This window comes from Embleya sp. NPDC059237 (assembly GCF_042754105.1).
Taxonomy (GTDB): domain Bacteria; phylum Actinomycetota; class Actinomycetes; order Streptomycetales; family Streptomycetaceae; genus Embleya.
Window position 1 is genome coordinate 66,208 of sequence record NZ_JBHZAE010000006.1, and the last position, 25,633, is coordinate 91,840.

At 71.0% G+C, this 25,633-nt stretch carries 27 protein-coding genes and 1 pseudogene; 16 read left to right on the forward strand and 12 right to left on the reverse strand.

Annotated features, from left to right (window positions below; genetic code table 11):
- Positions 1-22 precede the first annotated feature (22 nt).
- The 4 genes and pseudogenes from ACFXKZ_RS19855 to ACFXKZ_RS19870 all read right to left on the reverse strand — a co-directional run bounded on the left by ACFXKZ_RS19855 (position 23) and on the right by ACFXKZ_RS19870 (position 3,897).
- On the reverse strand, positions 23-1,240 hold the full coding sequence (locus ACFXKZ_RS19855; protein ID WP_380002176.1) for a DUF6745 domain-containing protein: 1,218 nt from the start codon (positions 1,238-1,240) through the stop codon (positions 23-25).
- A 46-nt stretch (positions 1,241-1,286) separates the two neighbouring features.
- Positions 1,287-1,613, reverse strand: a complete 327-nt coding sequence (locus tag ACFXKZ_RS19860; protein WP_126637880.1) for a hypothetical protein — start codon at positions 1,611-1,613, stop codon at positions 1,287-1,289.
- Positions 1,597-2,732: pseudogene (locus tag ACFXKZ_RS19865) on the reverse strand (arylamine N-acetyltransferase). The gene ACFXKZ_RS19860 and the pseudogene ACFXKZ_RS19865 overlap by 17 nt, the downstream one beginning before the upstream one ends.
- Positions 2,632-3,897 (reverse strand): glycosyltransferase, encoded by a 1,266-nt coding sequence (locus tag ACFXKZ_RS19870; protein ID WP_380002178.1) that lies wholly within the window; start codon positions 3,895-3,897, stop codon positions 2,632-2,634. The pseudogene ACFXKZ_RS19865 and the gene ACFXKZ_RS19870 overlap by 101 nt, the downstream one beginning before the upstream one ends.
- Positions 3,898-4,139: 242 nt before the next feature.
- Here ACFXKZ_RS19870 and ACFXKZ_RS19875 point away from each other — a divergent pair, with 242 nt between their 5' ends.
- Both ACFXKZ_RS19875 and ACFXKZ_RS19880 read left to right on the forward strand, forming a co-directional pair.
- Positions 4,140-4,793, forward strand: a complete 654-nt coding sequence (locus ACFXKZ_RS19875) for a hypothetical protein (protein ID WP_380002180.1) — start codon at positions 4,140-4,142, stop codon at positions 4,791-4,793.
- A complete protein-coding gene (locus ACFXKZ_RS19880) occupies positions 4,790-5,536 on the forward strand; it encodes a hypothetical protein (RefSeq protein ID WP_380002182.1) in 747 nt (248 codons plus the stop codon). The genes ACFXKZ_RS19875 and ACFXKZ_RS19880 overlap by 4 nt, the downstream gene beginning before the upstream one ends.
- Before the next feature lie 63 nt (positions 5,537-5,599).
- On the opposite strand, the gene ACFXKZ_RS19885 is transcribed toward ACFXKZ_RS19880, so the two are convergent.
- Both ACFXKZ_RS19885 and ACFXKZ_RS19890 read right to left on the reverse strand, forming a co-directional pair.
- Positions 5,600-6,535: an NADP-dependent oxidoreductase gene (locus ACFXKZ_RS19885; protein WP_380002184.1), complete on the reverse strand. Its 936-nt coding sequence runs from the start codon at positions 6,533-6,535 to the stop codon at positions 5,600-5,602.
- Positions 6,536-6,617: 82 nt separating this feature from the next.
- Positions 6,618-7,025 carry a DODA-type extradiol aromatic ring-opening family dioxygenase gene (locus tag ACFXKZ_RS19890; RefSeq protein WP_380002650.1) on the reverse strand — a complete coding sequence of 136 codons (408 nt, stop codon included), beginning with the start codon at positions 7,023-7,025 and terminating at the stop codon, positions 6,618-6,620.
- Between ACFXKZ_RS19890 and ACFXKZ_RS19895 the strand changes: the two genes are divergently transcribed.
- Entirely contained in the window at positions 7,024-7,497 is a 474-nt protein-coding gene (locus ACFXKZ_RS19895) for a MarR family winged helix-turn-helix transcriptional regulator (protein WP_380002187.1), read from the forward strand. The two genes, ACFXKZ_RS19890 and ACFXKZ_RS19895, sit on opposite strands and share 2 nt — an antisense overlap.
- A gap of 58 nt (positions 7,498-7,555) precedes the next feature.
- Here ACFXKZ_RS19895 and ACFXKZ_RS19900 read toward each other — a convergent pair whose 3' ends face one another.
- Positions 7,556-8,719, reverse strand: a complete 1,164-nt coding sequence (locus ACFXKZ_RS19900; protein ID WP_380002189.1) for a CynX/NimT family MFS transporter — start codon at positions 8,717-8,719, stop codon at positions 7,556-7,558.
- Positions 8,720-8,790: 71 nt separating this feature from the next.
- On the reverse strand, positions 8,791-9,501 hold the full coding sequence (locus ACFXKZ_RS19905) for a FadR/GntR family transcriptional regulator (protein ID WP_380002191.1): 711 nt from the start codon (positions 9,499-9,501) through the stop codon (positions 8,791-8,793).
- 788 nt (positions 9,502-10,289) lie between these two features.
- Between ACFXKZ_RS19905 and ACFXKZ_RS19910 the strand changes: the two genes are divergently transcribed.
- Together ACFXKZ_RS19910 and ACFXKZ_RS19915 are read left to right on the forward strand one after the other, a co-directional pair.
- Positions 10,290-10,715 carry a hypothetical protein gene (locus ACFXKZ_RS19910; protein WP_380002193.1) on the forward strand — a complete coding sequence of 142 codons (426 nt, stop codon included), beginning with the start codon at positions 10,290-10,292 and terminating at the stop codon, positions 10,713-10,715.
- A complete protein-coding gene (locus ACFXKZ_RS19915) occupies positions 10,712-11,344 on the forward strand; it encodes a hypothetical protein (RefSeq protein ID WP_380002195.1) in 633 nt (210 codons plus the stop codon). The genes ACFXKZ_RS19910 and ACFXKZ_RS19915 overlap by 4 nt, the downstream gene beginning before the upstream one ends.
- Positions 11,345-11,367: 23 nt before the next feature.
- On the opposite strand, the gene ACFXKZ_RS19920 is transcribed toward ACFXKZ_RS19915, so the two are convergent.
- Positions 11,368-12,123, reverse strand: coding sequence for a DeoR/GlpR family DNA-binding transcription regulator (locus tag ACFXKZ_RS19920; protein WP_380002197.1), 756 nt, complete (start codon positions 12,121-12,123; stop codon positions 11,368-11,370).
- A 398-nt stretch (positions 12,124-12,521) separates the two neighbouring features.
- Between ACFXKZ_RS19920 and ACFXKZ_RS19925 the strand changes: the two genes are divergently transcribed.
- The 6 genes from ACFXKZ_RS19925 to ACFXKZ_RS19950 all read left to right on the forward strand — a co-directional run bounded on the left by ACFXKZ_RS19925 (position 12,522) and on the right by ACFXKZ_RS19950 (position 19,064).
- Positions 12,522-13,547: a substrate-binding domain-containing protein gene (locus ACFXKZ_RS19925; RefSeq protein ID WP_380002199.1), complete on the forward strand. Its 1,026-nt coding sequence runs from the start codon at positions 12,522-12,524 to the stop codon at positions 13,545-13,547.
- Positions 13,548-13,663: 116 nt separating this feature from the next.
- On the forward strand, positions 13,664-15,211 hold the full coding sequence (locus ACFXKZ_RS19930; RefSeq protein WP_380002200.1) for a sugar ABC transporter ATP-binding protein: 1,548 nt from the start codon (positions 13,664-13,666) through the stop codon (positions 15,209-15,211).
- On the forward strand, positions 15,208-16,251 hold the full coding sequence (locus ACFXKZ_RS19935) for an ABC transporter permease (protein WP_380002201.1): 1,044 nt from the start codon (positions 15,208-15,210) through the stop codon (positions 16,249-16,251). Before ACFXKZ_RS19930 ends, ACFXKZ_RS19935 begins: the two co-directional genes overlap by 4 nt.
- Before the next feature lie 262 nt (positions 16,252-16,513).
- Complete coding sequence (locus tag ACFXKZ_RS19940) at positions 16,514-18,130, forward strand: NPCBM/NEW2 domain-containing protein (protein ID WP_380002651.1); 1,617 nt, start codon at positions 16,514-16,516, stop codon at positions 18,128-18,130.
- Between the two features lie 96 nt (positions 18,131-18,226).
- Positions 18,227-18,637, forward strand: a complete 411-nt coding sequence (locus ACFXKZ_RS19945; protein WP_380002202.1) for a GNAT family N-acetyltransferase — start codon at positions 18,227-18,229, stop codon at positions 18,635-18,637.
- 106 nt (positions 18,638-18,743) lie between these two features.
- Positions 18,744-19,064 (forward strand): putative quinol monooxygenase, encoded by a 321-nt coding sequence (locus ACFXKZ_RS19950; protein ID WP_380002203.1) that lies wholly within the window; start codon positions 18,744-18,746, stop codon positions 19,062-19,064.
- 56 nt (positions 19,065-19,120) lie between these two features.
- Here ACFXKZ_RS19950 and ACFXKZ_RS19955 read toward each other — a convergent pair whose 3' ends face one another.
- Together ACFXKZ_RS19955 and ACFXKZ_RS19960 are read right to left on the reverse strand one after the other, a co-directional pair.
- The gene (locus ACFXKZ_RS19955) at positions 19,121-19,603 is read right to left on the reverse strand and encodes a PPOX class F420-dependent oxidoreductase (RefSeq protein WP_380002204.1); all 483 of its coding nucleotides are present in this window, start codon (positions 19,601-19,603) and stop codon (positions 19,121-19,123) included.
- Positions 19,600-20,193 (reverse strand): dihydrofolate reductase family protein, encoded by a 594-nt coding sequence (locus tag ACFXKZ_RS19960; protein ID WP_380002205.1) that lies wholly within the window; start codon positions 20,191-20,193, stop codon positions 19,600-19,602. Before ACFXKZ_RS19960 ends, ACFXKZ_RS19955 begins: the two co-directional genes overlap by 4 nt.
- Before the next feature lie 92 nt (positions 20,194-20,285).
- Between ACFXKZ_RS19960 and ACFXKZ_RS19965 the strand changes: the two genes are divergently transcribed.
- From ACFXKZ_RS19965 to ACFXKZ_RS19975, 3 genes are all read left to right on the forward strand, one after another.
- The gene (locus ACFXKZ_RS19965) at positions 20,286-20,738 is read left to right on the forward strand and encodes a winged helix-turn-helix transcriptional regulator (RefSeq protein WP_380002206.1); all 453 of its coding nucleotides are present in this window, start codon (positions 20,286-20,288) and stop codon (positions 20,736-20,738) included.
- Between the two features lie 130 nt (positions 20,739-20,868).
- A complete protein-coding gene (locus ACFXKZ_RS19970) occupies positions 20,869-21,048 on the forward strand; it encodes a hypothetical protein (RefSeq protein ID WP_380002207.1) in 180 nt (59 codons plus the stop codon).
- 168 nt (positions 21,049-21,216) lie between these two features.
- Entirely contained in the window at positions 21,217-22,821 is a 1,605-nt protein-coding gene (locus ACFXKZ_RS19975; protein ID WP_380002208.1) for an ABC-F family ATP-binding cassette domain-containing protein, read from the forward strand.
- Positions 22,822-22,915: 94 nt separating this feature from the next.
- Here ACFXKZ_RS19975 and ACFXKZ_RS19980 read toward each other — a convergent pair whose 3' ends face one another.
- Positions 22,916-23,119, reverse strand: coding sequence for a hypothetical protein (locus ACFXKZ_RS19980; RefSeq protein WP_380002209.1), 204 nt, complete (start codon positions 23,117-23,119; stop codon positions 22,916-22,918).
- A gap of 296 nt (positions 23,120-23,415) precedes the next feature.
- On the opposite strand from ACFXKZ_RS19980, the gene ACFXKZ_RS19985 reads away from it, so the two are divergent.
- Positions 23,416-24,606 (forward strand): protein-glutamine glutaminase family protein, encoded by a 1,191-nt coding sequence (locus ACFXKZ_RS19985; RefSeq protein WP_380002210.1) that lies wholly within the window; start codon positions 23,416-23,418, stop codon positions 24,604-24,606.
- Positions 24,607-24,670: 64 nt separating this feature from the next.
- A complete protein-coding gene (locus ACFXKZ_RS19990) occupies positions 24,671-25,630 on the forward strand; it encodes a LysR family transcriptional regulator (protein WP_380002211.1) in 960 nt (319 codons plus the stop codon).
- Positions 25,631-25,633: the final 3 nt, after the last annotated feature.

Here is a 25,633-nt window from a genome sequence, read left to right on the forward strand (position 1 = left end):
TGCCTGTCGCCGCGTCGGCGGCTCAGGTCTCCCGGGCCGGGCGGTATTCCTGTTCGGTCAGGCCGAAGGTCCAGGCGACGCCGGCGCGGGCGGTGCGCGTGGTCGGCGGCACGCGCAGCCAGTAGACGCGGACCGAACCGTCGGGCTCGGGCGTGGAGTTGAGCACCTCGACCATCACGATCGGCTCGTCGCCGGGCAGTTCGATACGCCACAACACGCCGGTCTCGTCGCGGTGCAGCGGGCGGGCGCCGACCTCGGCGAGGTATCGGTCGTAGCCGTAGATCTCCAGCATCACGCGGCGGAGTTCGGCGTTGTCCTCGTCGCGGATCCGCTGGGCGTTCAGCGCACCGCCGGCCGGGCCGAGGGTGGTCACGAAGTCGGCCGGCACGGGCATGCCGCGCCACGCGTGCAGCGCGAAGCCGTCGGGGAAGGCCAGCGCGGCGCCCTCGCCGTTGTGCAGGCGCGCGGACTCGTCGCGGTGCAGCACGGTGGGGCGTTCGGCGACCAGGACGACGTTCTCGTACGGCCACCACCAGCCCGCGGACCGCGCGACCTCGGCGACCGCGTCCAGCGCCGCCGCCGACGGGGAGTCGTCCAGTCGCGGGAAGCACCGCCGCAGGCCGTCGAACGCGGCGAGCCACGCGGCGTCGTGCTGTCCGCCGAGCGCGTCGAGCGTCGCGGCGCGGGCCTCTCGGGCCACGGGAGCCGTCGGGGTGACCGTGCCCCGCCGGGCCGGGCCGCGGTCGGTGCCGGTCGCGGACAGCACGGCCTCCTCGATGCCGTCGCGGATGCGCGCGGACAGGCTCGTGGTCGGGTCCCACAGGCGTTCCGCGATCTCGCCCCACGCCTGCGCCCAGCCGGTGTGCCCGAGCAGCGCGACCGCGTCGGTCCGGGCGCGTTCCCAACTCGCCGACCGGATCCGGTCGCGCACGCTCGCCCCGGCGCGCGATGCCATGGGGGCGCGCACGGGCAGCCGCAGCGCGGCGAGTTCCTGCGGCTTGAACGCGCCGGACACCACGGTCGCGGCCACGGCGGCGGCGAGCGGAGAGTCGTACCACAGGATCTTGCCGGGTTCGGCCAGTCCGGCGGCCCGGTAGGCGTCCCGGATACCGCGCTCGGCGGCGTCCCGATCGGCGGGCCGCGCGGCTGCGGCGACCTCGGCCCACGCGTCGGCGGACTCGGCGAGGCTCGCCCGGTGCGCGAGCGTGAGCTGCGGGAAAACGGTCGGGGCGGCGGTCACGGAAGGCTCCCGGGGAAGTGGCGGGTCGGCGGTCGGGGCGTGGGGGTCAGTCCGCGATGATGCGGACGGCGCCCGGGATGTATTCGCGCTGGCGGACCACCTTGTACCAGCCCTTGGGCAGCGAGATCGTCGCGTGCTCCTCGTGCACGAGCCGGGTCGGCGCGTCGAGCTTGAGGTGGCCGATGGTGGTCGGCTCCGGGTCCAGGAACAACGTGCCGGCCCCCACGACGGCGTGTGCGTGTCCGGTGACCTCACCCAGCGCGAGCACGATCCGACCACGCCCGTCGCGCGGCTTGGCCGGCAATCCGGTCACCCCGACGGGCACCGCGCCCTCGTCGACGGGAAGCAGCAGAATGTCACCCTGGCGATACATGAATTCCCCTCACGGCTCCGCGAATTCGAGGCCCACCCCCGACACCCCGAACGCTACGCGCCCCAACCGACAAGCCACGCGCCGACGAACGCCGCCGGCGCGTGTCCTCCTCGGCGGCGCGAGTGAGCAGGCGTTGCTCCTCGTCCGGTGTGAGCGGGACCTCCAGTACGCGCAGCCAGTCGGCGAGTTCGCCGTCGCGGAGCGGGCGGTGCTCGGTGGGCGCGTCGGTGCGGCGCACCGTGAGCGCGGCGTGGGTGACGGTGACGTGCCGGTCGGGCAGGTGGCGGGTGATCATCAGGGTGCGCTTGAAGTGCGACGTCGGATGGGTGCTCGTGTAGTAGTGGGCGATCTCGACATCGACGGGCAGCACGAGCAGTTCGTCGACGGAGTGCATCATCTGCCGGCCGCCGTCGCGCCAACGGCGCATCCGCCACACCTCGTCCTCGCGGTCGATGCGGTAGCGCCAACCGAGGTGGTCGTCCTGCGCGCCGTGCGCCACCGGCATCGGGCGCAGCACGCTCATCCCGAACCCCGGGTCGCACAGCAGCCGTTTCCGTCCAGGGCGACCTCGACGGCCATGTGGGTCCGGCCCTGCAGACTGCCGTCGGCCGGATCGCCGACCCGCCCGAGCCGGCGGACCACGTGGTAGCCCAGCGGCTCCAGCGCGGCCGCGAAGAGCGTCGAGTGCTCGAAGCAGTGGCCGCCCCGCCCCCGGCCCACGAACTTCTCCTGCACGGCCGCCAGATCCACCCCGCCGGGCTGCCCGAGGAACACGTCGATGTCGTCGAACGTGAACGTGCGGACATGCGCCTCGTGCAACTCGTCCAACGCCTCCCGCCCCGGCGCCCTCGCCGGGAGACCGAGCCGCCCGAGATAGCCGCCGAGGTCGAGATCGTCCACTTGCCAAACGTCGGTACTCACGGACCCAAGTCGACCAGTGCCGGCCGGCACCGCCCCGGCGGGCCCGCGGAAGCACCTCGTGGTGTCGGGAGGGGCACGGGACGACGACCGAGCGCCGTCAACCGCGGCGACCGCCCCCGCCGCTGCCCGCGAGCCGGTCCACCAACGCCTCGACGGGTGCGATGGAGTCCTCCACGGCGAGCCGCGCGGCGATCGCACCGGCGCGGTCGCGGTAGCGCGGTTGGCCCGTGGCCGCGACGAGGGCCACCCGAAGCCGGTCCGCCGAGAGCCGGCGCAGCGGTACCGCGCCCGGTGCGACACCGAGTCGCACGAGCCGATCGCTCCAGAAGGCGCCGTCGAGCTGGATCGGCACGGGTACGCTCGGCACGCCCGCACGCAGCCCGGCGGCGGCGGTGCCGGCCCCGGCGTGGTGGACGACCGCGGCCACGCGGGGGAACAGCAGGTGGTGGGGGACGTCGTCGATGGTGAGCATGTCGTCGCCCGTGGCGCCGAGATCGGCCCACCCCCGCTGCACGATCCCGCGCAGACCCGCGGCGCGCAACGCGCGTACCACCTGCTCACTGACCCGTCCGGGATCGGGAACGGTGGCGCTGCCCAGGCCGACGAACACCGGCGGCGGACCGGCCCGGAGGAAATCCTCGACAGTCGCAGGCAGTTCGCGCGCGTCGTACGGCCACCAATACCCGACCGGATCCAACCCCGGACGCCAGTCCGCGGGCCGCCGCACGACGATCGGGCTGTACCCGTACGCCACCGACCAGCCTCGACGCTCCCGCGCCCGGCGCGCCGTGGTCGGGCCGGCCGCCGGCAGTCCCAGGCGTTTGCGGAGGTCGCGGGTCACATCGGTGTAGACCCGGTCGAGAGCAACGTCGACGGCACGCGCGGCCAGCCGATTGCCCACCCCGCCCAAAGAGCGTTCCGACACCATCGCCGGTGCGAACTCCCGTGTGGGGTGCAGTGGTTGCAGATAGGCCCCCGCGCACGGCACCCCCAACCCCAGGGCGATCGTGCACGCCGCCGGCGCCAGTGACGCCGACGCCACGATCACGTCGTGCCCCTGCGCGGCCTCGACCAGACCGTCGGCCATCTCGCACGCCAACGACCGGGCCAGCGCGAGCACCCGAATCAGCTTCCCCGCACCGGTGTTGCTGCGATGCAGCGCCCTGCCCTGCTCCGAGTGCATCTGCTCCTGCGGATCGATCGGCAACGCATGGAACCGCATCCCCGTATCCGCCACCAACGGCTCGAACCGCCCGTGCGTCACAAGGGTCACCTTGTGCCCGGCGGCAACAAGCCCGGCCCCCAGCCCGGTGAACGGAGCGACATCACCCTGGGAACCCGACGTCATGAGAGCAACACGCATAGCGACACTATCCCCCGCCGCCTCCGCCCACCCCAACCCCGACCCACCCCTCACCCACAAGGCAAGTCCCCTGAAAGCAGACCCGTTTCCCCCCTGCGAAGGGTCGTGACAGCGATGCGGTCGGCCGGTTTCGGGCGAGGTGGGGCGTAGGTGGGGGCGGGTCTTCGCGGCATGTCACTCGAAAGTGGGGTTTCGATGGGGTTTGTCGTAGTGAGTCGAGGCGGCGTCGTCACTCTGATGTCATGGGCAACCCTCGATGTGCGGCTCGGTGTCTGGTGGTGGTGTGTGCCTGCCTGCCGGTCCTGGCCGCGGGCGGTGCGGCGTTCGGGGCCTCGGCCGGCGACGCCGTCGCGGTGACCGTGTCGGCCGACGACCGACCACCCGACGGGACTGCGCCCGGCACGACGCGCACAGAGGTGCACGCCGGCCGGGTGCACGTCGTGTACCAGCCGGGGGTGGTGACCTCGGTCCGGATCGGCGACGACGTCGCGGTGACCGTACGACCCGGATGCGGGTGCCCGAGCCGGCCGGCCACACCGCCGCCCTCGTCCCGGCCGTCCCGGCCACCGAGCGCCCACCCGCCGTCGACCGAACGGGCCCCGGCCGCACCGATCCGGACCGGAGCGCCGCCTCCCGCCACGCCCGCCGGCGCCAACGCCCCCGCCGAAGCCCCCATCGGGGCGGCCCCCACCCCGGAGCCGCCGAACACCCGGGCGCCCGCTGCCGAACCACCACCCGCGTCCCGGCCCTCGCGACGCGCCGCCGCGCCGCCCGACGACAACGCCACACCCTCGGGCTTCGCCGACGGGTTCGCCCCGGCCCTCGTCGTATCGATCCTCCCCGCCGCCCTCGCCGCGCTGCTGCCGGGCCTGAGCCGACGCGGAGTGCGCCCGTGATCCTGTGGATCCTCGCCGCCCTGCTCGGCGCCGGCGTCGCGGCGGGAGCCCTCGTGCTCCTGAGCCGCGGCGAGAAGACGAGGTCGAGCGGAACCGACGGTCAACTGTTGTCCTTCTGCGGCGGCGCCGTGTTGTCCTCCTTCGTGCTCCTGACGAGCTTTCAGATCGTCGGCGCGTGGGAACTCCAGGCCACGGTCCGCCAACACGCGAGCGACGAGGCCCGGGTGCTGACCAAGACCTACGCGGCGGCCGGCGCCCTCCCGCCCTCCGATCGCGAGGCCGTGCGCGCCGGACTGCGCGACTACACCCACACGGTGATCGACCAGGAGTGGCCGGCACTGGCCGACGGGCACGACACCCCGCGCGCGTGGCGCCAACTCGACCTGATCGCCTCCCGCGTCGCCGCCCTCGCCGCCACGGCGCACGACCGGACCGCCGACACCGAGGCGGCGGTGGCCGACCTGTACGTCAAACGCCACGCCCGCCTCGCCGACCCGTCCTCGATCAACCCGATCGTGCTCCCGGTCGCCATGATCGTCACCGGCGTGTTCGCGATCGTCTTCCCGGCCCTGGTCGGCCCGACCGCGGACCGCCGCCACACGACCGCCCTGGCCTTCGTCGGCGCGATCATCGCCTTCGCCGTCCTGTTCGTCCTGCAACTCCGCAACCCCTACACCGACCCCCTGGCCGTACACCCGACTTCCTTCCGCACGGCCCTGACCCGCTACACCCAACTGGGCTGACACTCCGCTCCTCACCGGCCGGGTCAGGGCACGTCGGATCACGTCGGGCCGCCTCGACCCGAATCAGGGAACGATCACAACCGTCTTCCCCGGCAGCCGCCCGGCACCGGCGTCCTCGTGCACCGCGGCCAACTCCGCCACCATGCGGCGGGACGCGATGTGGAGCCGTAGGCTGCCGGCATCCACCTTCGCCACCAGCTCGGCCGGCTGGGCGGCGTCACTGCGGACCCACAGGCTCGCGCTGCGCACCGACCGGGCGGGATCCTCGGGAATCGGCCCGGCCGTACTGGCCGCGACCCCACCGTCGGCGACGTAGTCCGACAACCGCGCGAGCTCCTGCGGCGAGACCCGTACATGGTTGACCACGACGTGGAACGGACCACCCACGGCCGCGGGCCCCTCGGCAAGATCGAGGGGACCGACGACCCGGTCCGCACCGTAGCCCCGAAGCCGCTCCGCATTGTGCGGCGCGTCCACCGCCGTGACAATCGCTCCCGCATCGACCGCGAGCTGCACCACGAGGCTGCCCACCGCGCCGCCCGCCCCGTTGACCAGTACGCTCTGCCCCGGCTTCACCTCGGCGAGCTCGAACACCGTCTGCCAGGCCGCCAGACCGCTCAGCGGCAGCGCCGCGCCGTCGACCAGGTCCACCGTGCGAGGCGCGGGGGCCAGGGACTCGGCCGGCACGAGCACATACTCGGCGGCACCACCGGCACAGTCGAGCGGCAACATCGCCACGACCCGGTCGCCGACCGCGAACCCTCGCACGTCCGCGCCGAGTTCGGCGACGGTGCCCGCCAGGTCGATCCCGGGCACATACGGAAGGCTGATCGGGATCATCTCGGCCAACACACCCGCGCGGATGTGGTCGTCGACCGGGTTGAACGACGTGGCCGCGACCCGCACCCGCACCTGCCCGGGGCCCGGGATCGGGTGCTCGACATCCTCGTAGCGCAGGACTTCACTGCCGCCGAACTCGTGGAAACGTATTGCCTTCATGACACTTTCCTCCGATATATATCGATGAGGGAGAGCAAGGGGAGGCAAGAGGAGCAGCCGCAACGCATCGCGCCGTCGGCCGTCAGTTCAGCTGCACGGACCGGGTCGAGTTGCCCATCACCACACGATCGATCGCACTCACGGCACTCCCCGGATCGGCCGCGGCGCCGACCGTGAGCAGCAACGGCACGAAGTGCTCGGCCGTCGGGTGGGCGACCGCGGCGCCGGGGGCCTTGTCGCGGTAGTCGACGAGCGCGTCGACGTCGCCCCCGGCGAGTGCGTCGACCGCCCAGGCGTCGAAGGCCGCGGTTTCGGCGGCGAGTTCCGGGCGGTGGAAGACGGCGAAGCTGTGCGTCATGAATCCCGAGCCGAGAATCAGCACACCCTCCGCACGCAACGGCCGCAAAAGCGCCCCGAGTTCGGACAGCGCGCCGGGATCGAGGCCAGGCATCGAGAGCTGCACGACCGGCACGTCGGCCGCGGGATACATGGACACCCAGTCACCATGGCTCGACGAGGACCAGCAGGACGTGTGGCAGGCCCTGCTCACGGTCGTGATCGCACTCCCGGCGGCCCTCGATCGGCAACTGCAACGAGACTCGGGCATCTCCAACTTCGAGTACGGCGTGCTCGCCCGACTGTCCATGGCCGACGAGGTCACGATGCGGCTCAGCGACCTGGCCCGGGAATGCGACAGCACGCAACCGCGCCTGTCGAAGGCGATGGACCGCTTCGAGGCGCGCGACTGGGTCGTCCGCCGGCCCGACCCCGGCGACGGCCGGTACACCCTCGCCACCCTGACCGACGCCGGCAGGCAAAAGCTCGTCGCGAGCGCGCCGGAACACGTCGCACAGGTGAAGCGGCTCGTGTTCGATCCCCTCGGCACCGCTCAACGCCGCCATCTCGGCGCCGCGCTCACCCGCATCGCCGCCACGGTGCGCGCTGAACTCGAAGGAGGGTGATCACGCCCCCGGCCGGGGGCGTGCGCGCCGCGTCCGAAGCGCACGTGCATGCGCGCGGTCAACGAGCGGAGTACCGCACTTGGCGATCCCGGCCCGCGCCGTACCCGGCACCCGCCATCGCGACGCAGAGCACGATCAGGACCACGAGCGGCAGGGTCCAACTGTTCGTGGCGTCGTGCAGGATGCCGAGGAGGAGCGGCCCCGACGCGGCCACCAGGTAGCCGATCGACTGCGCCATGCCCGCCAACGCGGCGACCTCGCCGGCGCTGCCGGCGCGTTGGCTCTGAAAGGTGAGTGCGAGGACGAGGCACACGCCTCCGCCCAGGCCGAGCAGGGTGCACGCGACGACGGACAGCGCGGGCGCGCACAGCAACACCACGAAGCCGGCGGCCAGCACGATCGACCCCCCGGCCGCGGTCCGGCGTTGGTCGCGCCGGCCCCGGGTGAACAGGGGCAGGAGACTGCCGGAGGCCAGTGACATCAGCTGGTAGTAGAAGAGCATCCATCCGGCCGTGGTGCTGCCGGCGCCATGGTGGATCAAGATGCTGGGCAGCCACGCGACGGCGGTGTAGAAGGCCAGGGACTGCAGGCCCATGAACATGCTGACCTGCCAGGCGAGTCGCGACCGCCAGGGGACCGGACTGCGGGTCACGCCGGCGTCGGTCTGCGGCTTGTCCCCCCGCATCCGGGGCAGCCAGACGAAGAACGCCGCGACGCTGAACGCGACGCCCCAGGCCAGAGCGGTGTGCCAGGAACCCGGCAGGGTGTGCGAAAGCGGCGCGGAGATCCCGGAGGAGACCGCGGCCGTGACGCCCATGACCGTGATGTAGAGGGCACTGACGCCCTGAATGCGGTGCGCGGGCACGCTGCGCCTGATCAGCGCGGGCAGCAGCACATTGCCGAACGCGATGGCCGCGGACAGGATCACGGTGCCGGCGAACAGGCAGATCACCGAGGGCAACGAGCGGACCACGGTGCCGACGGTCAGCGCGCCGAGGGCGGCCACCAGCAGGCGCGCGCTGCCGAACCGGTGCGAGGCCCGGGCCACCAGCGGCGATGTCGCGGCGAAGGTCAGCAGCGGGAGGGTGCTCAGCAGGCCGCCCCAGCTCGCGGTCAGGCCGCTGCCGTGCTCGATCGCCGGCAGCAGGGTGCCGACGCCGGTGAGACTCGTGCGCAGGTTCGCCGCCACGAGGCAGATCGCGACGACGAGCCCGATCGACACGGCGGGCAGGGTCCGGTCGGGGGCCGGCGATGTCGAGGGGGTGAGCGGGCGGGCCGTCGACGACCGCGGGTTCACCTCGCCTCCGCCGTTCGGGACACCTCGGCCTCGTGGTCGCGGGTGAGCCCGACGATCGCCGCCGCCGCGTCGCGGGCGCCGCTCTCGTCCCGGGCCTCGATCGCGTCGACGAGCCGCCGGTGCAGTCCCGCGTGCTTCTCGGCGCCGGCGGCGTCCCAGGACAGGCCGCCGAGGTGGGCGGTGAGGGCCGTACCGAGATGGTCGTACACCTCGATCAGCAGGTCGTTTCCGCTCGCCCGGACGACGGCCCGATGGAACAGCGCGTCGACGTTCCCGGCCGCGGTCACGTCCGCCCCGGCGCAGGCCGCGTCGGCGTCGGCCAACAGCTCCCTGAGTTGGCCCAGTTGCTCCTCGGTGCGGCGCAGCGCGGCGGCTCCCGAGGCGTACTCCTCCAGGACGGTGCGCAGTTCGAGCACGTTGTCCCGCTGCGCGGAACCCGCCCGCCGCACCATGACCGACTGGAGCTCACTCGACGCGCGGACGTAGGTGCCGTCCCCGACCCGGGCTTCCAGCAGGCCCAGGTGCACGAGCGCGCCGAGTGCCTCCCGCAGCGTGCTGCGGCCGACCCCCAGCTCCTCCATGAGGGCCTGCTCCGGCGGGATTCGGGTGCCCACGGGCCATCCCCCCGCCTCGATGTGCGAACGAAGGCTGTCCACGAGCTGCGAGGCCAGGCTCGCGGACCGTTGCGGTGTACTGATGCGCTTCATGGAAAGAGCATACATACAAACGTCAGACATTTGAACATCGCATATATCGAGGCCCGAGCGCCCGCCACTCACCCGAAGAGATCCGGCGCTCCGCCATACCGGCGTATCCGGATGCGATGCGTGCGGGCCCATGTTTGGCTGGACGGGAGTCGCGCCGGTGCGTCGCGTACCGGAACGCGCTTTCGTACGGCCCCGATCGAGTCGCGAGCCTGCTCTCGGGTCGCGGACACGCGGAAGGATCGGCATCGGCGGTGAAGGAGTCCGAGGATCCCACCCGACGCCCGGGGACCGGGCGGAGCAGGCGAGTCGTCGTGGTCTCGGGGTTGTTGGGTGCCCTGCTCGGCGTCGGGGCCGCAGTCGTGGCGCTGCCGGGTTTCGCGCACGCCCACGTGGCACCGAACCCGCCACCGGCGCCACCCCCTCCGCCGCCTCCACCTCCACCACCGCCACCGCCACCCCCTCCGCCGCCACCGCCACCGGTCACCTATCCGCCGTACAGCCCCTCCCCCGTGGTGCCGCGTCCTCAGGGGACGACGACGCCACCGCCTTCGAAGAGCGCGCCGCCGTCCGGCCGGACCACGCCCCCGACCACCCCCGACCCCCGATCGCGGCCCGCTCTGGTCCTGGCCCCCGCGACGGGTGGCGCCGGTACGACGGTGACGGTCACCGGGTCGGGCTTCCCGGCGTGTGGTCCCGGGTCCCGGGTCGACGTCCTGTGGGACGGTGCCGCGATCGCCGCCCGCGATGTGCCGGCGGCCCCGAAGGGGGGCGGCTTCAGCGTCCGGCTCGTGGTTCCGAAGGACGCGTCGAAGGGGGCCCACAAGGTTTCGGCGCGATGTGGCGGCGGCGACGCCTCCGCCTCCTTCGGGGTCGGCACGGGCGTCGGACCCGGCTCGTCCCGGCCGACCGCGACCGGTACTTCGTCGTCGGCGACCGCGGTGCCGGGCACCGGTGCCGGCGCGAGTTCGGGCTGGATGATCGGGTCGGTGGCGGCCGGCGTGTTCCTGGTGGTGGCCCTCGTGGGCTACGTGGGCGTCTTCCGCCGGGGGCGCGGACCACGCTGGACACGTCGGCACTTCCGCGCCGTCATGCGATCGGGGCTCGTATCCGACGGGGTGCAGGACGTCGCGGACACGGGCGGAACGAGCCGAACGGTGCGGCTGGAACCGCGCTCGGACCCCGGGGAACAGACCATCAAGGAAGTGGATCCATGACCGACACCGTGCCGCTTCCCACATCCGTACGCGAACTGCTGTTCGGTGGCGACGGTGAAGCCGCCGCGGAAACGCTCGTCGACGCGGCTCACGACCACGAGGTCGCCGCGATGCTCGGCCGCGGCGCCCGGGGCCTCACGGACGATGCCGGGCGGACCGTCGAGCGTGAGGTCGCCTCGATGGTCGACGGCTTCCTGAGCATGGATCTCGTCGACCTGCTGGCCGCCGGATGGGTCAAGCACGGCGCGCTCGTCGCGGCGGCGCGACGTACTCGGGCCGCACCGGACACGGAGGAGGTCGTCGCGCTGGCCACCCACCGGGTCACGTCCACGCATCGTCCCTGTGTGGACCTGAAGGTCGACGGCGTCCGGGTCGGCACCCTGGACCTCCGCCTCACCGTCGCGTTCGACGTCGAGGGCATGCTGGCGGTCGTCCGCCGGGCCCGCCTCGAATCGCTGCGCTGCGGCACCTGTACGACCACCGGCACGCTGGCCATGCAGGAGGCGGTCGTCGCCAGTCGCCGATGCGGCCTGGATCTGCCGGGCGCCGTGCGGCTCAGGTCGGGCATCGCCCTGCTCCCGGCGCAGGACCCGGCCGCGCCACCGGCACCGCGCACCGACCCCGCATAGGGCAGCGCTCGCGTGATGCCCCGTCAGGGGGAGGCGGGCTCGACCGGGTCGACCACGACGAGGTCCTCGATGTGCTCGCCCAGTTGCTCGCGCGCCTCCTGGGGCACACCCGTGTCCGTGATCAGCGTGTCGGCGTCGCCGAGTTGGGCGATCGTACTGATCCCGATCAGGCCCCACTTGGTGTGGTCGGCGACCACGACCAGGCGGCGGGCCGCGCGTACGAGGGCGTGATTCGTCTCCGCCTCCAGGAGGTTGGGCGTGGTGAATCCGACGCGCGGGCTGATGCCGTGTACACCCAGCATGAGCATGTCGACGTTGAGGCTGCGCAGGGCCGCGACCGCGACCGGGCCCACCAGCGCGTCCGAGGGTGTACGTACGCCACCCACGATCACCACGGTCTGGTCGGAGCGGCCCGATTGGTGGAAGACGTCCGCGACCGGAATCGAGTTGGTGACCACGGTCAGTCCCGGGACGTCGACGAGTTGCCGGGCCAGTGTCCAGGTCGTCGTCCCCGCGGACAGCGCGATGGCGCTGTTGGGCGCGACCATCGCGGCGGCGCGGCGGGCGATCGCCTCCTTCTCCGCGGCCTGGAGTCCGGACTTGCGGACGAACCCCGGTTCCTCGGTCGAGCTGCCGTCCCGCGAGGTCGCGCCGCCGTGCACCTTGGCGATCAGTCCCTGCCCGGCCAGCACCTCGAGGTCGCGTCGAATCGTCATGTCCGAGACGCCGAATTTCCGCACCAGCGTGGCGACCCGGACGGATCCTTGATCGGCGATCATCTCCAAGATCGTGTTTTGTCGCTGCCGTGCCAACATCCCCGATCCTCCCGCCCCTGGATGTCCAACAATTTCCAACATAGCAGTGTTCGTTTATCACACCCGGCTTCGGCATCGGGAAATACTCGCGTGCGCACGGCCATTCCCGCACGTGAGGAGCGATCCCGGCAGGAGTTTTACCAAATCGGGGCTTGTTGGTTAATGTTTGAACTGCTAGATATGTGAGTCGCGTTACGAGTGAATACGGCGCATACCGTGTTCGATTTCAAGATCGACGTTTCCATTACCAGCACATCCCGCTCTTCCGCAGGTCACGGCACTCCCCCGCGGTCCTCGCAGGCCGCCGACCTTCACAGGGGCTGATCATGACGCACCGCAGACGCACCCGGCGGGCGGCCGCGATGGTGGCGGCGTTCGCATTCGCCGCGACGCTCACCGCATGTTCGTCCGGCAAGGACGACAACGCCGGCTCCGGCTCGCCTTCGGGCCCGCCGGCTTCGTTATCCGGCACGATCAAGATCGCTTATCTGCAAAAGCAGGGCGACCAGCAGTACTTCGTCGACGAAGCGGACGGCGCCCGCGCCAAGGCCAAGGAACTCGGCGTCGATCTCAAGGTCGTCAACCTCGGCAACGACACCAACAAGGCTGTCAGCGAGGTCCAGGCGGCAATTGCCCAGAAATACAACGGCGTCGTGATCGTCGTGCCCGATCCCGCCGTGGGACCGCAGGTCGTCGACATCGCCGGCAAGGGCGGCGCGCCCCTGCTCGCGTCCGACGACCAGATCTGCCTCACCGGCCCCGACCCGACCAAGTGCGCCAAGGACAAACTCGTCCCGCGCGTGGGCTTCAGCGGCCCCCAGATGGGCACCCAGGTGGGCGGGCGCGCCGCCGACGAATTCAAGAAGTCGGGCTGGAATCCCGCCGACACCGCGATCATCGCCGCCTGGAAACAGGACGTGACCGTGTGCACCGACCGGGTCGACGCTGCCCGCGAAGCCTTCAAGCAGGCGACCGGCGCGGACATCAAGGTGCTCAAGGTCGGCACCGACAACACCCCTCCCGACGCGCAGAACAAGACGGCGGCCACGATGAGCGGCAATCGCTCGGTGAAGCACTGGATCGTGTGGGGCTGCAACGACGAGAACGTCACCGGCGCGGTCACCGCGCTGCAAAACGGCGGCTACGGCGCCGCCGACGTGATCGGCGTGGGACTGGGCGGCTATCTGGCGTGCAAGGACTGGGGTTCCGGCAAGCCGAGCGGGATGAAGGCCGCGCTGTTCATCAACGGCTACGAGGTCGGCGGCCTCGCCGTACAGACCATGGTCGATCGGCTCAAAAACGGAAAACCCTTCCCCGCCGAGGCGTTCGCGACGACGAAGATGGTCGACCCCGCCGACTGGCAACAATCCGGCCTCAAGTGCACGTGAGCGGGCCCGACGTGCAACCGCGCCGTCCCGCCCGTCGTCGCCCCTGACCGGGTCGCGGCGACCCGGCGCCCCCCACGGGCCGCCGCGACCTCCCGAGACGCCCTCGAGGTCCAGCCATGACGAAGAACCCATCCCCCGACCTGCCGGGCCCAGCGCTCGCCGTCGAGGACATCCACAAGGACTTCGCCGGAGTCCACGCCCTGCGGGGCATCACGCTGGACTTCCCCCGCGGCACCGTCACCGCGCTCATGGGGGAGAACGGCGCCGGCAAGTCCACCCTCATCAAAATCATCAACGGCGACCATCGACCCGGCCGCGGCCGGGTCCTCGTCGCCGGCATCCCTCGCGTACTGCACAGCCCCGCCGACGCCCGCCGGCACGGCATCCGCGTCATCCCCCAGGAACCCGAGATCGTCCCGCACGTCAGCGTCGCGGAGAACGTCTACATCGGCGCGCTGCCCCGCAAACCGGGCCGCCTCCTCGACCGCGCCACCCTGTACCGGCGTATGCGCTCCGACCTGGAACGCCTGGGATTCGCACACGCCATCGCCCCCGAAACCCTCGGCTCGCGGCTGTCCCCCGCGCAGCGCCAACTCGTCGAGATCCTGCGCGCCCTCACCACCGAGGCCGCCGTGCTGGCCTTCGACGAGCCGACCTCGTCGCTGTCCGAACACGAGGTGGAAACGCTCTTCGGCCTCATTCGGCGCCTGCGCGACCGGGGGTTGGCCATCGTCTACGTCTCGCACCGCATGCAGGAGATCTTCCGCCTCGCCGACCGCGTCGCGGTCCTGCGCGACGGCGAATTGGCCGGCATCCGCGACGCCGCACGCACCGACGAGGGCGAGGTGGTACGCCTGATGGTCGGCCGCGACCTGTCGGCGCTGTTCGCCCGCAACCGCAGTGCACGCGACCGGGTCGTCCTGGAGGTGCGCGACGTCGGTACCGACGACGTCTCGCATATACACCTCGACGTCCGCGAGGGCGAAGTCGTCGCCCTGGCCGGGCTGGTCGGCGCCGGTCGATCCGAACTCGCCGCCGCACTGGTCGGCGACGTGCCGATCCGCTCCGGCGAGATACGCGTCGACGGCCGGCCGCTGCGCCTGCGCATGCCCCGCGACGCGGTGCGCGCGGGCATCGGCTACGCACCCGAGGAGCGCAAGGCGCAGGCACTGTTCCTGACCGGCTCGGTTCGCTACAACATCGGCGTCGCGGTCCTCGACCGGCTGCGCCGCTTCCGCTTCGTCGGCGCGCGCCGCGAACGGCGCCTCGCCCGGGAGTTCGTCGACCGCCTCGAAATACGAACCCCGTCCCTCGACCACGAGGTACGCAAACTGTCCGGCGGCAACCAGCAGAAGGTCGTACTCGCCCGCTGGCTCGCCCGCCGGCCCGAGATCCTGATCCTGGACGAGCCCACACGCGGCATCGACATCGGCGCCAAGGCCGAAATCTACCGCCTGATCGACGAGTTGGCCGCGGCCGGCGTCGCCATCCTCGTCATCTCCTCCGAACTGCCCGAGGTACTCGGCCTCGCGGACCGCATCGTCGTGATGCAAAACGGCAGGATCACCGGCGAACTCGACCGCGCCGACGCCGACGAGGAGGCCGTCCTCGCCCTCGCCATGGCATTCGACCTCGCCGAACCTACCCAGGGGAACCCGACATGACCACCACGACCGACGCACCGCCGCCGATGCCCGCCACATCCACCGGCGGCGCCCATGCCCGCGCGCTGCCCCGCCGGGTCGCCGGCGCCGTCGGCGCACAGAACACCAGCCTCATCGGCGCGCTCATCGTCGTCGTCGGCACGTTCACCTGGCTCGACGACGGCTATCTGACCCGGGCCAACATGACCGTCATCGGCGACACGGTCGCGGTCACCGGTCTGCTCGCCGTGGTCCAGACCGTGGTCATCATCTGCGGCGCGCTCGACATCTCCGTCGGCTCGCAGGCCGGCATCGCCTCCGTCGTCAGCGCGATGGCCTTCACCTCCACCGACGGCAACGCCGCCCTGGGCATCCTCGCCGCGATCGGGGTCGGCATCGCGGCGGGCGTGGTCAACGGGATCGTCATCGTGTACGGCCGGGTCAACCCCGTCATCGCCACTCTCGCCACCCTCGCCGCGTACAAGGGTGTCGCCCAACTCCTCGCGGGCGGCCGGGCCCAGGGCTACGTGCTCGGCGACGACTTCTTCATCTTCGTCGCGCGCGGCAAGATCCTCGGACTGTCCGTCCAGATCTGGACGTTGGCGGTGGTCGCCATCGCCGTGCACGTCCTGCTCAAGTACACCGACATCGGCCGCAACATCTACGCGATCGGCGGCAACGACACCGCCGCGCGCCTCGCGGGCATCAACATCAACAAGTATCTGGTGTCCGTGTACGCCCTCGTCGGCGTCGTCGCGGCGATCGCCGGCGTCATCCTGACCGCGCGCACCGGATCCGGCCAGCCCACGTCCGGCAGTGAGGGCCTGGAGCTCAAGGCCATCACGGCGGCCGCACTGGGTGGTTGCGCCCTCAAGGGCGGCAAGGGCGGCGTCGGCGGCACACTCCTGGCCGTCTTCCTCCTCGGCGCGCTGGAGAACGGCCTCAACGTCGTCGGCGTCAACTCGTTCTGGCAAAACGTCGCGCAGGGCGCCCTCCTCGTCGTCGCCGTCGTCATTCAACAACGCCGCAACGGGGAACGGGCGGTGGGGCTGCCGATGTAGGAACTTCCCGTCGGCGCCCGGTAGTTGCGCCGCTCACTCGGCGCGCCCTCGGCCCGGCCATTCGACCGCATCACCGCGTGACCGCACGACCGCACGACCGCACGACCGAAGGAATCCGCACGAATCCGCACGTACCAACGCACCATTCCGCACCTGCGCTCTCTCGAATCCCCGAGCACTGGAGCCGTCCGTGCACAAGGTACGAACCACCCTCATCCGCCGCCTCGCGGCCACCCTCACCGCACTGCCACTGCTGGCCCCGATGGTGGGCACGGCCGCACTGGCCGGCGTCTCCGTCGTCGCCGCCCCGTCGGCCGCCGCCACGCCCGACGGCCAGGCCGTCGTCCCCCCGATGGGATTCAACAACTGGAACTCGACCCACTGCCGGGCCGAGTTCGACGAGGCCATGGTCAAGGGCATCGCCGACCTGTTCGTGTCCAAGGGACTCAAGGCCGCCGGCTACCAATACGTCAACCTCGACGACTGCTGGGCCCTGCCCGCCCGGGACGCGGCGGGCAACCTGGTCGCCGATCCGGTGCGCTTCCCGCACGGCATCAAGGCCGTCGCCGACTACGTACACGGCAAGGGCCTCAAGTTCGGCATCTACAGCAGCGCCGGCACCAAGACCTGCAACACCGCCGGATTCCCCGGCGGCCTCGACCACGAACGCCAGGACGCGAACCTGTTCGCCTCCTTCGGCGTCGACTACCTCAAGTACGACAACTGCAACAACCAGGGCGTGGACGCGAGAAAGCGCTACACCGACATGGCCGACGCCCTGCGCGCCACCGGCCGACCCATCGTCTACTCCATCTGCGACTGGGGCCAGAACAAGGTCTGGGAGTGGGCCGCCCCGATCGCTCACCTGTGGCGCACCACGGGCGATATCTCGGACAACTGGTCCTCGATGATCGGCATCGCCCACCGCAACCAGCCGCTCGCCCCGTACGCCGGCCCCGGTCACTGGAACGACCCGGACATGCTGGAAGTCGGCAACGGCGGCATGACCGCGACCGAGTACCGCACCCACTTCACCCTCTGGTCGATGATGTCCGCGCCCCTGCTGATCGGGACCGATCTGCGCAAGGCGAGCGCGGAAACCCTCTCGATCCTCTCCAATGCCGACGTGATCGCCGTCGACCAGGACCCCCTGGGCAGGCAGGGCACCGTGGTCGCGAACAACTCCGGCCTGGTGGTCATGGTCAAGGAGTTGGCCAACGGCGACCGGGCCGTCTCGCTGACCAATGAGACGGGAAGTACCGCCACGATCTCCACCACCGCGGACGCGCTGGGCATCGCCAACCGCGGGCCGTACCGGCTGAAGGACCTGTGGACCAAGGTCGCTTCCACGAACACCACCGGCACGTTCGGCGCCTCCGTACCCGCCCACGGCACGGTCGCGTACCGAATCACCCCCGGCCCGGCCCCACTTCCGCCCGCCGGCACCTCCCACCTGTCCGACCTCCCCTGGACGGGCATGCTCAACGGTTGGGGGCCGGTGGAGAAGGACCGCAGCAACGGTGAGCGGGCGGCCGGCGACGGCAGGGCACTGACCATCAACGGCACCGTCTACGCCAAGGGCCTCGGCGCACACGCCGTAGGCACCATCACCTACCACCTCGGCGCCCGCTGCACCGGCCTGACCGTGGACGTCGGCGTCGACGACGAAAGCACCTCGACCGGGGCGGTCGTCTTTCGGATCTACCGGGACGAGACGAAGGTCGCGGACAGCGGGGTACTGACCACGTCGGACGGGGCCAAAACACTCACCGCCGACCTGACCGGAGGCCGAACACTGACCCTCGCCGTCACCGACGGCGGCAACGGCATCGACCTCGACCACGCCGACTGGGCGGCACCGAGGCTCACCTGCATCTGACCCCTCCCGACGGGGCCGTTGTCGGCCGGGATCGCGTCGAGCAGACCCGGGATCAAAAGCGGTTGCGCGAAGGCTCGGGTTGGCGATGCTGTCGGGATGAGCGAAACGATCTCCTACGCCTGGCGCGATCCCATCACCGACGACGAGATGGTCGACCTCGTCCGATCACACGAGGGCAATGCCGTTGCCGGCTGGTGGAGCCGGATCGAGCCGCACAGCCTCGGCTGGGTGAGCGCCCGTGACGGCGCGGGACTCCTGGTCGGCTTCGTGAACGTGGCATGGGATGGCGAGGACCACGCGTTCCTGATCGACACCAAGACGCGGGGCTCGTACCAGCATCGCGGCATCGGAACGGCCGTCGTCCGCCTCGCGGCGGAGCAGGCACGCGCGGCGGGCTGCGAGTGGCTGCATGTCGACTTCGAACCGGAGTTGCGACGCTTCTACTTCGATGCCTGCGGCTTCCGCGGCACCGATGCGGGACTGATCCATCTGCCCACGGGGCCGTAGCGCGGGTGCCCGCACCCTTCTCGAAGATACGATTTGCATCGTACCTTCATGATCACTAACGTCTCCAAGGTACGAGATACGTCTTACCTTCGAGAAGGGGACCCCCGTGGGACAGCCATTCACCCTGGTCGGTATCGCCAGGCCCAAGCCGGAGCGCGCGGAGGAGTTGCGCCGGCTGCTGCTGTCGTTCGTCGAGCCGACCCGGCGCGAGCCCGGCTGCCTGGAGTACCACTTCCACGAAGACCTCGACGCGCCGGGCGTGTTCGTCTTCTACGAGGCTTGGCGCAGCCGAGCGGATCTGGACGCCCACCTGGCCCTGCCTCATCTCCAGGATTTCTGGGAGCACCGGATGGACTACCTGGAGCAGGACTTGGAGATCCGCTACCTCACGATGCACAGCCCGTACGAGGAGCGCGGCCGGGGCTGAGACGACGACGGGCCGCCGGCCCCGAACGGCCCTCCCCGCGCCCCCGCCGTTGCCGGTCACGACATCCCCAGCGCCTGCCGCTCCGCCTCGATGATCGCGACGACGCGCCGTTGGTCTCGCGAGTACGGCCGACCGATGTACTTGGCGGCCACGCGGTCGACCACCGCCCAGCCCGCGTCGCCGTCGAGCCATTCGACGACCCGGCCGCGGATGGCGATCGGGCGGAACGGGTCGTCGTCCGGCGTCAGGGACAGCGCGACTCGGGGGTCGCGGCGCAGGTTTCGGGCCTTGCGGCTGTCCGGGCCGGTCAAAATCACGATGTGGTCGCCGTGCGTACCGATCCACACGGGGACCGAATGCGGGGCGCCGTCCGGGAGGACGGTGGCGAGGTGGGCGATCGGGGTTCCGTCGAGTACGCGGCGCACTTCGGGGTCGAGCATGGCGGTGGTCTCCTCGGGTCGGTTCCGGTTGGGCTTCTCGTGTTCGTACTCGTACTCGTGGTCGGCGAGCGGTGCGATCGGGTCGGCGGCGGGGGTCACCGCTCCACCGCGTAGTGGAGGTGGGTGACGCCGGGCGCCGGGACGGCATCGACCAGACGCAGGCGCACGTGTTCGGGCAACTCCCGGAAGAACGGCCGGCCTTCACCGAGCAGGACCGGCACCTGATGGAGGATCACCTCGTCGACGAGCCCCGCCGTCAACCCCTCGGCCAGGACGCCGCCGCCCATGAGCGCGACATCCTTGTCGCCGGCGGCCTCGCGGGCCGCGGCGATCGCGTCGGCGATTCCGGTGGCGATCAGGGTCTGCCGCTCGGTGATCTCCGGCGCGGGGCGGTGGCTGAGGACGAACAGCCGGGCCGCCGGGTGGGGGCTGCCGCCGCCGAAGTGGTCGGAGTCCTCGTAGGTGTTGCGCCCGGCCACGACCGCGCCGATCCGCCCGGCGAGGGCGTCGAAGACCCGCGCGCTCGGCTCGCTCTGCCGGAAACCGTCGAACACCCGGCTGGGCGTTTCGCCGTCGAAGTACCAGTCGAAGAGCATCGCCCCGGCACCGAGCCCGCGCCCCGGGCCGGGCTCGCGACCGGTGATGTAGCCGTCGACCGACACCGCGTGGCTGCTGATGACCTTGCTCATCTTCGGCATCCCTCTCTGGAGTTCCTTCAGGAGACGCTGAAACCGTAGCAGCTCAAGTTCCTTCAGGGAACCCCGATTGCTAGACTGCTCTCATGCAGCGGACGGACTTCAGCAAAATGGCGTGCTCGATCGCCCGAACCCTCGATGTCATCGGCGAGCCCTGGTCGCCGCTGGTGCTGCGCGACGTATGGGTCGGGCTCACCCGCTTCGAACAGCTTCAGGCCGACCTCGGGATCTCCCGCAAGGTCCTGACGGAGCGGCTGAACCACCTGGTCGAACACGGTGTACTGGAGCGGCGCCCCTACGACCGGCGACCGCGCTACGAATACGTTCTGACCGAGAAGGGCACCGAGTTGGTCGACCTGCTCATGGTCATGACCGGCTGGGGCGACAAATGGCTCGCGGGCGAGGCGGGCCCACCGGTGCTGTACCGCCACCACACGTGCGGCGAAATCAGCACCGCCGAACTACGTTGCACCCACTGCGGGAACCCCATGCACGCAACCAACATCGACCCCCTACCGGGCCCGGGCGCAGCCGCGTAGGGATCTGCACCCTTCGGATCACCATCACCAACTTTCGCGGGTTACGCCGCCATGGCGGAGGCCGGCACTGTTGACGCATCGAAATCGCGACCACCCGCCCGGTGCGTCATCTCGAAAGGGTCGATCACTCGTGAAGTCACCCCGCATCGCCTTCGCGCTCGCCCTGGCCACCACTCCCCTGCTCGTTCTGATCGGCGCGACGTCGGCGAGCGCGACGCAGGTCTACCCGGCCACGGAATACGACCGATCCGCGCCGATCACGACACCGATAGGCCCGACGGCGGCGCATCCCTCGGTGCAGGCGGGTTGACACGCACGTCCACGACGGTGAGGCGTCTGCCCGAGCCTTCGGGTTAATGGCTGGGGCAGTCCCGCGGTGTCGGCTACGGTGGTGACATGTCTACGCCCCGAATTTCCTAGCGAAGGACTCACTTCCGCGTCAGAAGTGTGTCCTTTTGCTTTTTCGGAGCGTTACTTCATGATCACCGTTCGCGGTGTCGAGCTGCGCGCGGGCGCCCGCCTGCTGCTCTCCGACATCTCCTTCACCGTCTCCGCCGGCGACCGCATCGGCCTGGTCGGCCGCAACGGCGCGGGCAAGACCACCCTCGCGACCGCCCTCGCCGGCCGCTCACGCCCCGCCGCCGGGACGATCACGCACACCGGCCCGGTCGGCTTCCTCGCGCAGGACTCCCGCGCCGCCGATCCCGGCATCACCGTCACCGACCGGATACTGTCCGCCCGCGACCTCGATCGAGCGCTGCGCACCTTGCGCGGGGCCGAGGTCGCGATGGCCGATGCCGACGGGCCCGCCGCGCTGGAGCGGGCGATGCGCGCCTACGACCGCGCCGAGGCCGCCTTCCAGGCCGGTGGGGGCTACGCCGCCGAGGCCGAGGCCGCCCGGGTGGCGGCCGGACTCGGCCTGCCCGAACGGATATTGGGCGAGCCGATCGGCGCGCTCTCCGGCGGACAGCGCCGCCGCGTCGAACTGGCCCGCATCCTGTTCGCGGGCGCCGAGGGCACCCTCCTCCTGGACGAGCCGACCAACCACCTCGACACCGATTCGATCGCCTGGCTGCGCACCTTCCTGCGGGGCCGGCGGGGCGGCCTGGTGATCATCAGTCACGACACCGATCTCCTGGCCGCCGTGGTCAACCGCGTCTTCCACCTCGACCCGCAGCGCGCGACGATCGACATCCACAACACCGACTGGGCGACCCACCTGACCCAGCGCGAGGCGGACCGGCGCCGTCACGCCCGGGAACGGTCGAACGCCGAGCGCAAAGCCGCGTCCCTGCACGTCCAGGCGGGCCGGATGAAGGCGCGCGCGGCCACCGCCGTCACCGCCAGGAGCATGGCACGGCGTGCCGACCGGATGCTCGCCGCACTGGAACCCACCCGGCCGACGGAGAAGACCGCGCACATCCGGCTGCCCGAACCCGCCCCGTGCGGCCGCATACCGCTCGGCGCCGTCAGCCTCACCAAGTCCTACGGCGAACACCGGGTCCTGAACGGCGTGGATCTGGCCGTCGACCGCGGCAGCCGCCTGGTGATCCTCGGACCCAACGGCGCGGGCAAGACCACGCTGCTGCGCATCCTGGCCGGCCACGAACAACCGGACGTGGGCCGGGTGGTACCCGGACACGGCCTACGCCTCGGCTACTTCGCCCAGGAACACGACACCCTCGACACCACCCGCACCGTCCGGGCCAACCTCGCCGCCGCGGCCCCACACCTGACCGACGGCGAAGTGCGGCACGTACTGGGCGCGTTCCTGTTTCCCGCAGACAACGCCGACAAGCCCGCCGGAGTCCTCTCGGGTGGGGAGAAGACCCGCCTGGCCCTGGCCGGACTGGTCCACTCCGGCGCCAATGTCCTGCTCCTCGACGAACCCACCAACAACCTCGACCCCGCGTCCCGCACCGAGGTCCTGGCCGCGATCGGCACCTACCCGGGCGCGATCGTGATGGTCACCCACGACCCGTCCGCCATCGACGCCCTGCGCCCCGACCGCGTCCTGCTGCTCCCCGACGCGGACGAGGACCTGTGGAGCGACACCTACCTCGACCTGATCACCCTCACCTGACCGCGCACGGACACACCATCGCACAGTGATACGCCCCGCCGCCCCGCCCGGATCCAGCTCCGGCGCGCGGGTGTGGCGGGGCGTGGGGTTCGGCTCAGTCGTCCTGCTTGAGGCCGGAGGGCTCCTGGGTTCGGGTGTACTCGGCGATCAGGCGGGGGGCCGCAGCGTCGATGAGGAGTCTGCCGTCGGCGACGACGTTGACGCATGCGATCGGGTCGTAGTGGTGTTCGGGCAACCGCGACCGATGCTGCTCGGTGGGAAGTTCCGCGCGGCGCCCGAGAATCAAGGGAGTCGACATGGGTGTCCTGTCTTCGCGTAACCGGAAGCGCGGGTCTGCGTTCCTCGGCTACCCGGTAACTCCGCTCCCATGCCTGGAAGTTCCGACCCCACGCCCGCGGAGGACAATCAACGGGATCCCCGGAGGACGCACCACTGGAAAGTACCTCGCATGCACCTGGATCCGGCCATCCGGCCATCCGTCATCGGACCGGGCCGATCCGAACACGGCCGAGCGGAATCGCGGTTTCCGTGTCGGCCGACATGCCGGTCACTACGCTGGGCCTCAGGGTGGACGGACTTCCGGGGGGATGATCCATGAAGCGCGATCGCGATCTGAAGAATCCGAGCAGTCAGGGCGTCGAAGCGTCGCAGGGCGAGCGAGGCCCGGACGACGACACCAAGCGCGTCAGAACCGACGCACACACCACGGTTCCCGCACCCGCGGCGGACACACCGGCGGCAGACGTACCGGCGCCCCCGCCTCACCCAGCGGCCCCACCGGCGGTCCAACCCGTACCGGGCCCCACACCCCAACCCCAGCCCCACCGCTTCACCAGGCCCGCCAACTTCCTCCTCGCGCAAGAGATGGAGCAAAGGCGCGCCGAGGCCGAGGAGGAAAAGCGGCGGCAAACGCAAGTCCAGGCCGAACGGGCCAAGGCGGAAGCCTCGACCAAGCCCAAACCGCGCACCCCGGCTCCCGTGGCCGAGCCGAAGAAAGGCTCCTCGCCGCTCCCCGATGTGCAGTTCACGGAACTGGGTCCGACGGCGATCGCCCATATGACGCCGGGGCAGCTCACGGAGGCCATCGAGGACCGTATGGACAACTTCGGCGGAGTGACCCCCGACACCCCTCTCCTGACGTTTCGTCAAACCGCGCTCGTACTCGGCAACGACCTGCCCCTGGCCAAAAGCACCATGTGCATCGGCCGGGTGCGGACCTGGCTCCACTCCCGGGCGGCCCTCGTCCCCGACGTGATCGTGCTGTGCGACGCGAAGGCGGCCAAGCTCGCAGCACCCGCGACCCCGGCACCGACCCTCGCCGAACTGACCGCGGTGTGGCGCGCACTCACGGGCGCGCTGGTCGTCCCGCGGAGCGCGACGCAGGACGGCTGTGAATTCCTCGCGCACGCCGTCTGCGAATGGTTCGAGAACACTCACCCGGACTGGGCCCGGTTGCACCTGTGCAAACGCTGGGTGGTGGCGCCCAGCGGCGGCGGCATGCACCCGCCCTACCACTGGAAGCACCACGTCGCTCCCCAAATCGCGTGCGCCGAGGGCCTGTTCGTGATCGACCTGCTCCTGGGCGCGCAGGCGCCGATGGCCCACAAGGCGTGGGTGACGGCCGCCAAGGGCACCTCCGCACCCGCCGACACGTTCGATGCGACCGCCCCCTGGGAACTGCTCGGCGCTCCCGCCTCCGCGACGGCCGACTTCGTCCCCGAGACGTTGACCCCGATCGGCGCGACCCTGCGCACGAACATCGAAGCCTGCAAACGCGGTTGGTGACCAGGGCGCGGTCGACCGGGCGGCATCTTGTTCGCCGTCGCCGGTCGGCCGTACCTTGCCGGGCATGGACATGGAACTACGCCATCTGCGCACCATTCGGGCCATCGCCGATGCGGGCAGTCTGACCCGCGCGTCCGCCGTGCTGGGCCTGGCTCAGCCGGCACTGAGTACGCAACTCAAACGGATCGAAAAGGCGTTGGGCGGCGCGCTGTTCGAGCGCGGCCGCGAAGGGGTCACGTTGACTCCGCTCGGCGAACTGGTGCTGGACCGGGCCCGAATGTTGTTACCCGCTGCCCGGGAACTCCAGGAGGAAGCCGTACGGTTCGCCAATCGGGCGGGGGCGACACCCAGATTTCGCCTCGGCGGCACGCACGGACCGCTGTTCGGCGGTCTGGTCGACCGGCTCGCCGAGGAACATCGCGCCGACACGGTGAGCACACACATGTCGTGGTCCAACCGGGAGTTGACCGCCATGGTGGCAACCGGGCGACTGGACTACGTACTGCTCGGCGCGTGCGGCGAGAGCCGCCCGGCGTACGGCGGGGGCTTGGCGTGGCGCGAGGTGGGCACGGATCCGGTCTTCCTGATGCTCGCGCACGACCACCGGCTCGCCGGCGAGCGAGAGGTGGATCTCGCCGCGTTCGCCGATGACAGCTGGGCCGCCGTTCCCGGCGAAGGGTGCTTCGAGGACTGCTTCTTCACCGCCTGCGCGCGGGCGGGCTTCACCCCGCGGGCGGTCTACGAGACGGATGTGGCCGCGTGCGTGTACCTCAGCCAGGTCGGCCGTGCCGTCGGCCTGTGTCGGGCGACAATGCCGCCGACGCCGGGCATCGCCCGGGTGGCGCTGGCCGGCACGCCGCTCTCGTGGCGGCACCTGATCGGCTGGCATCCGCACGCCCCCGCCGCGCGCACCGCGTCCCTGGTGACCGAACAGGCCCGTGCCGCACACGCGGCGGCGGTCCGCGAGGCCCCGGACTATGCCGACTGGCTCACCGACCACGAGGGCTACGGAACGGCGAACTGACCA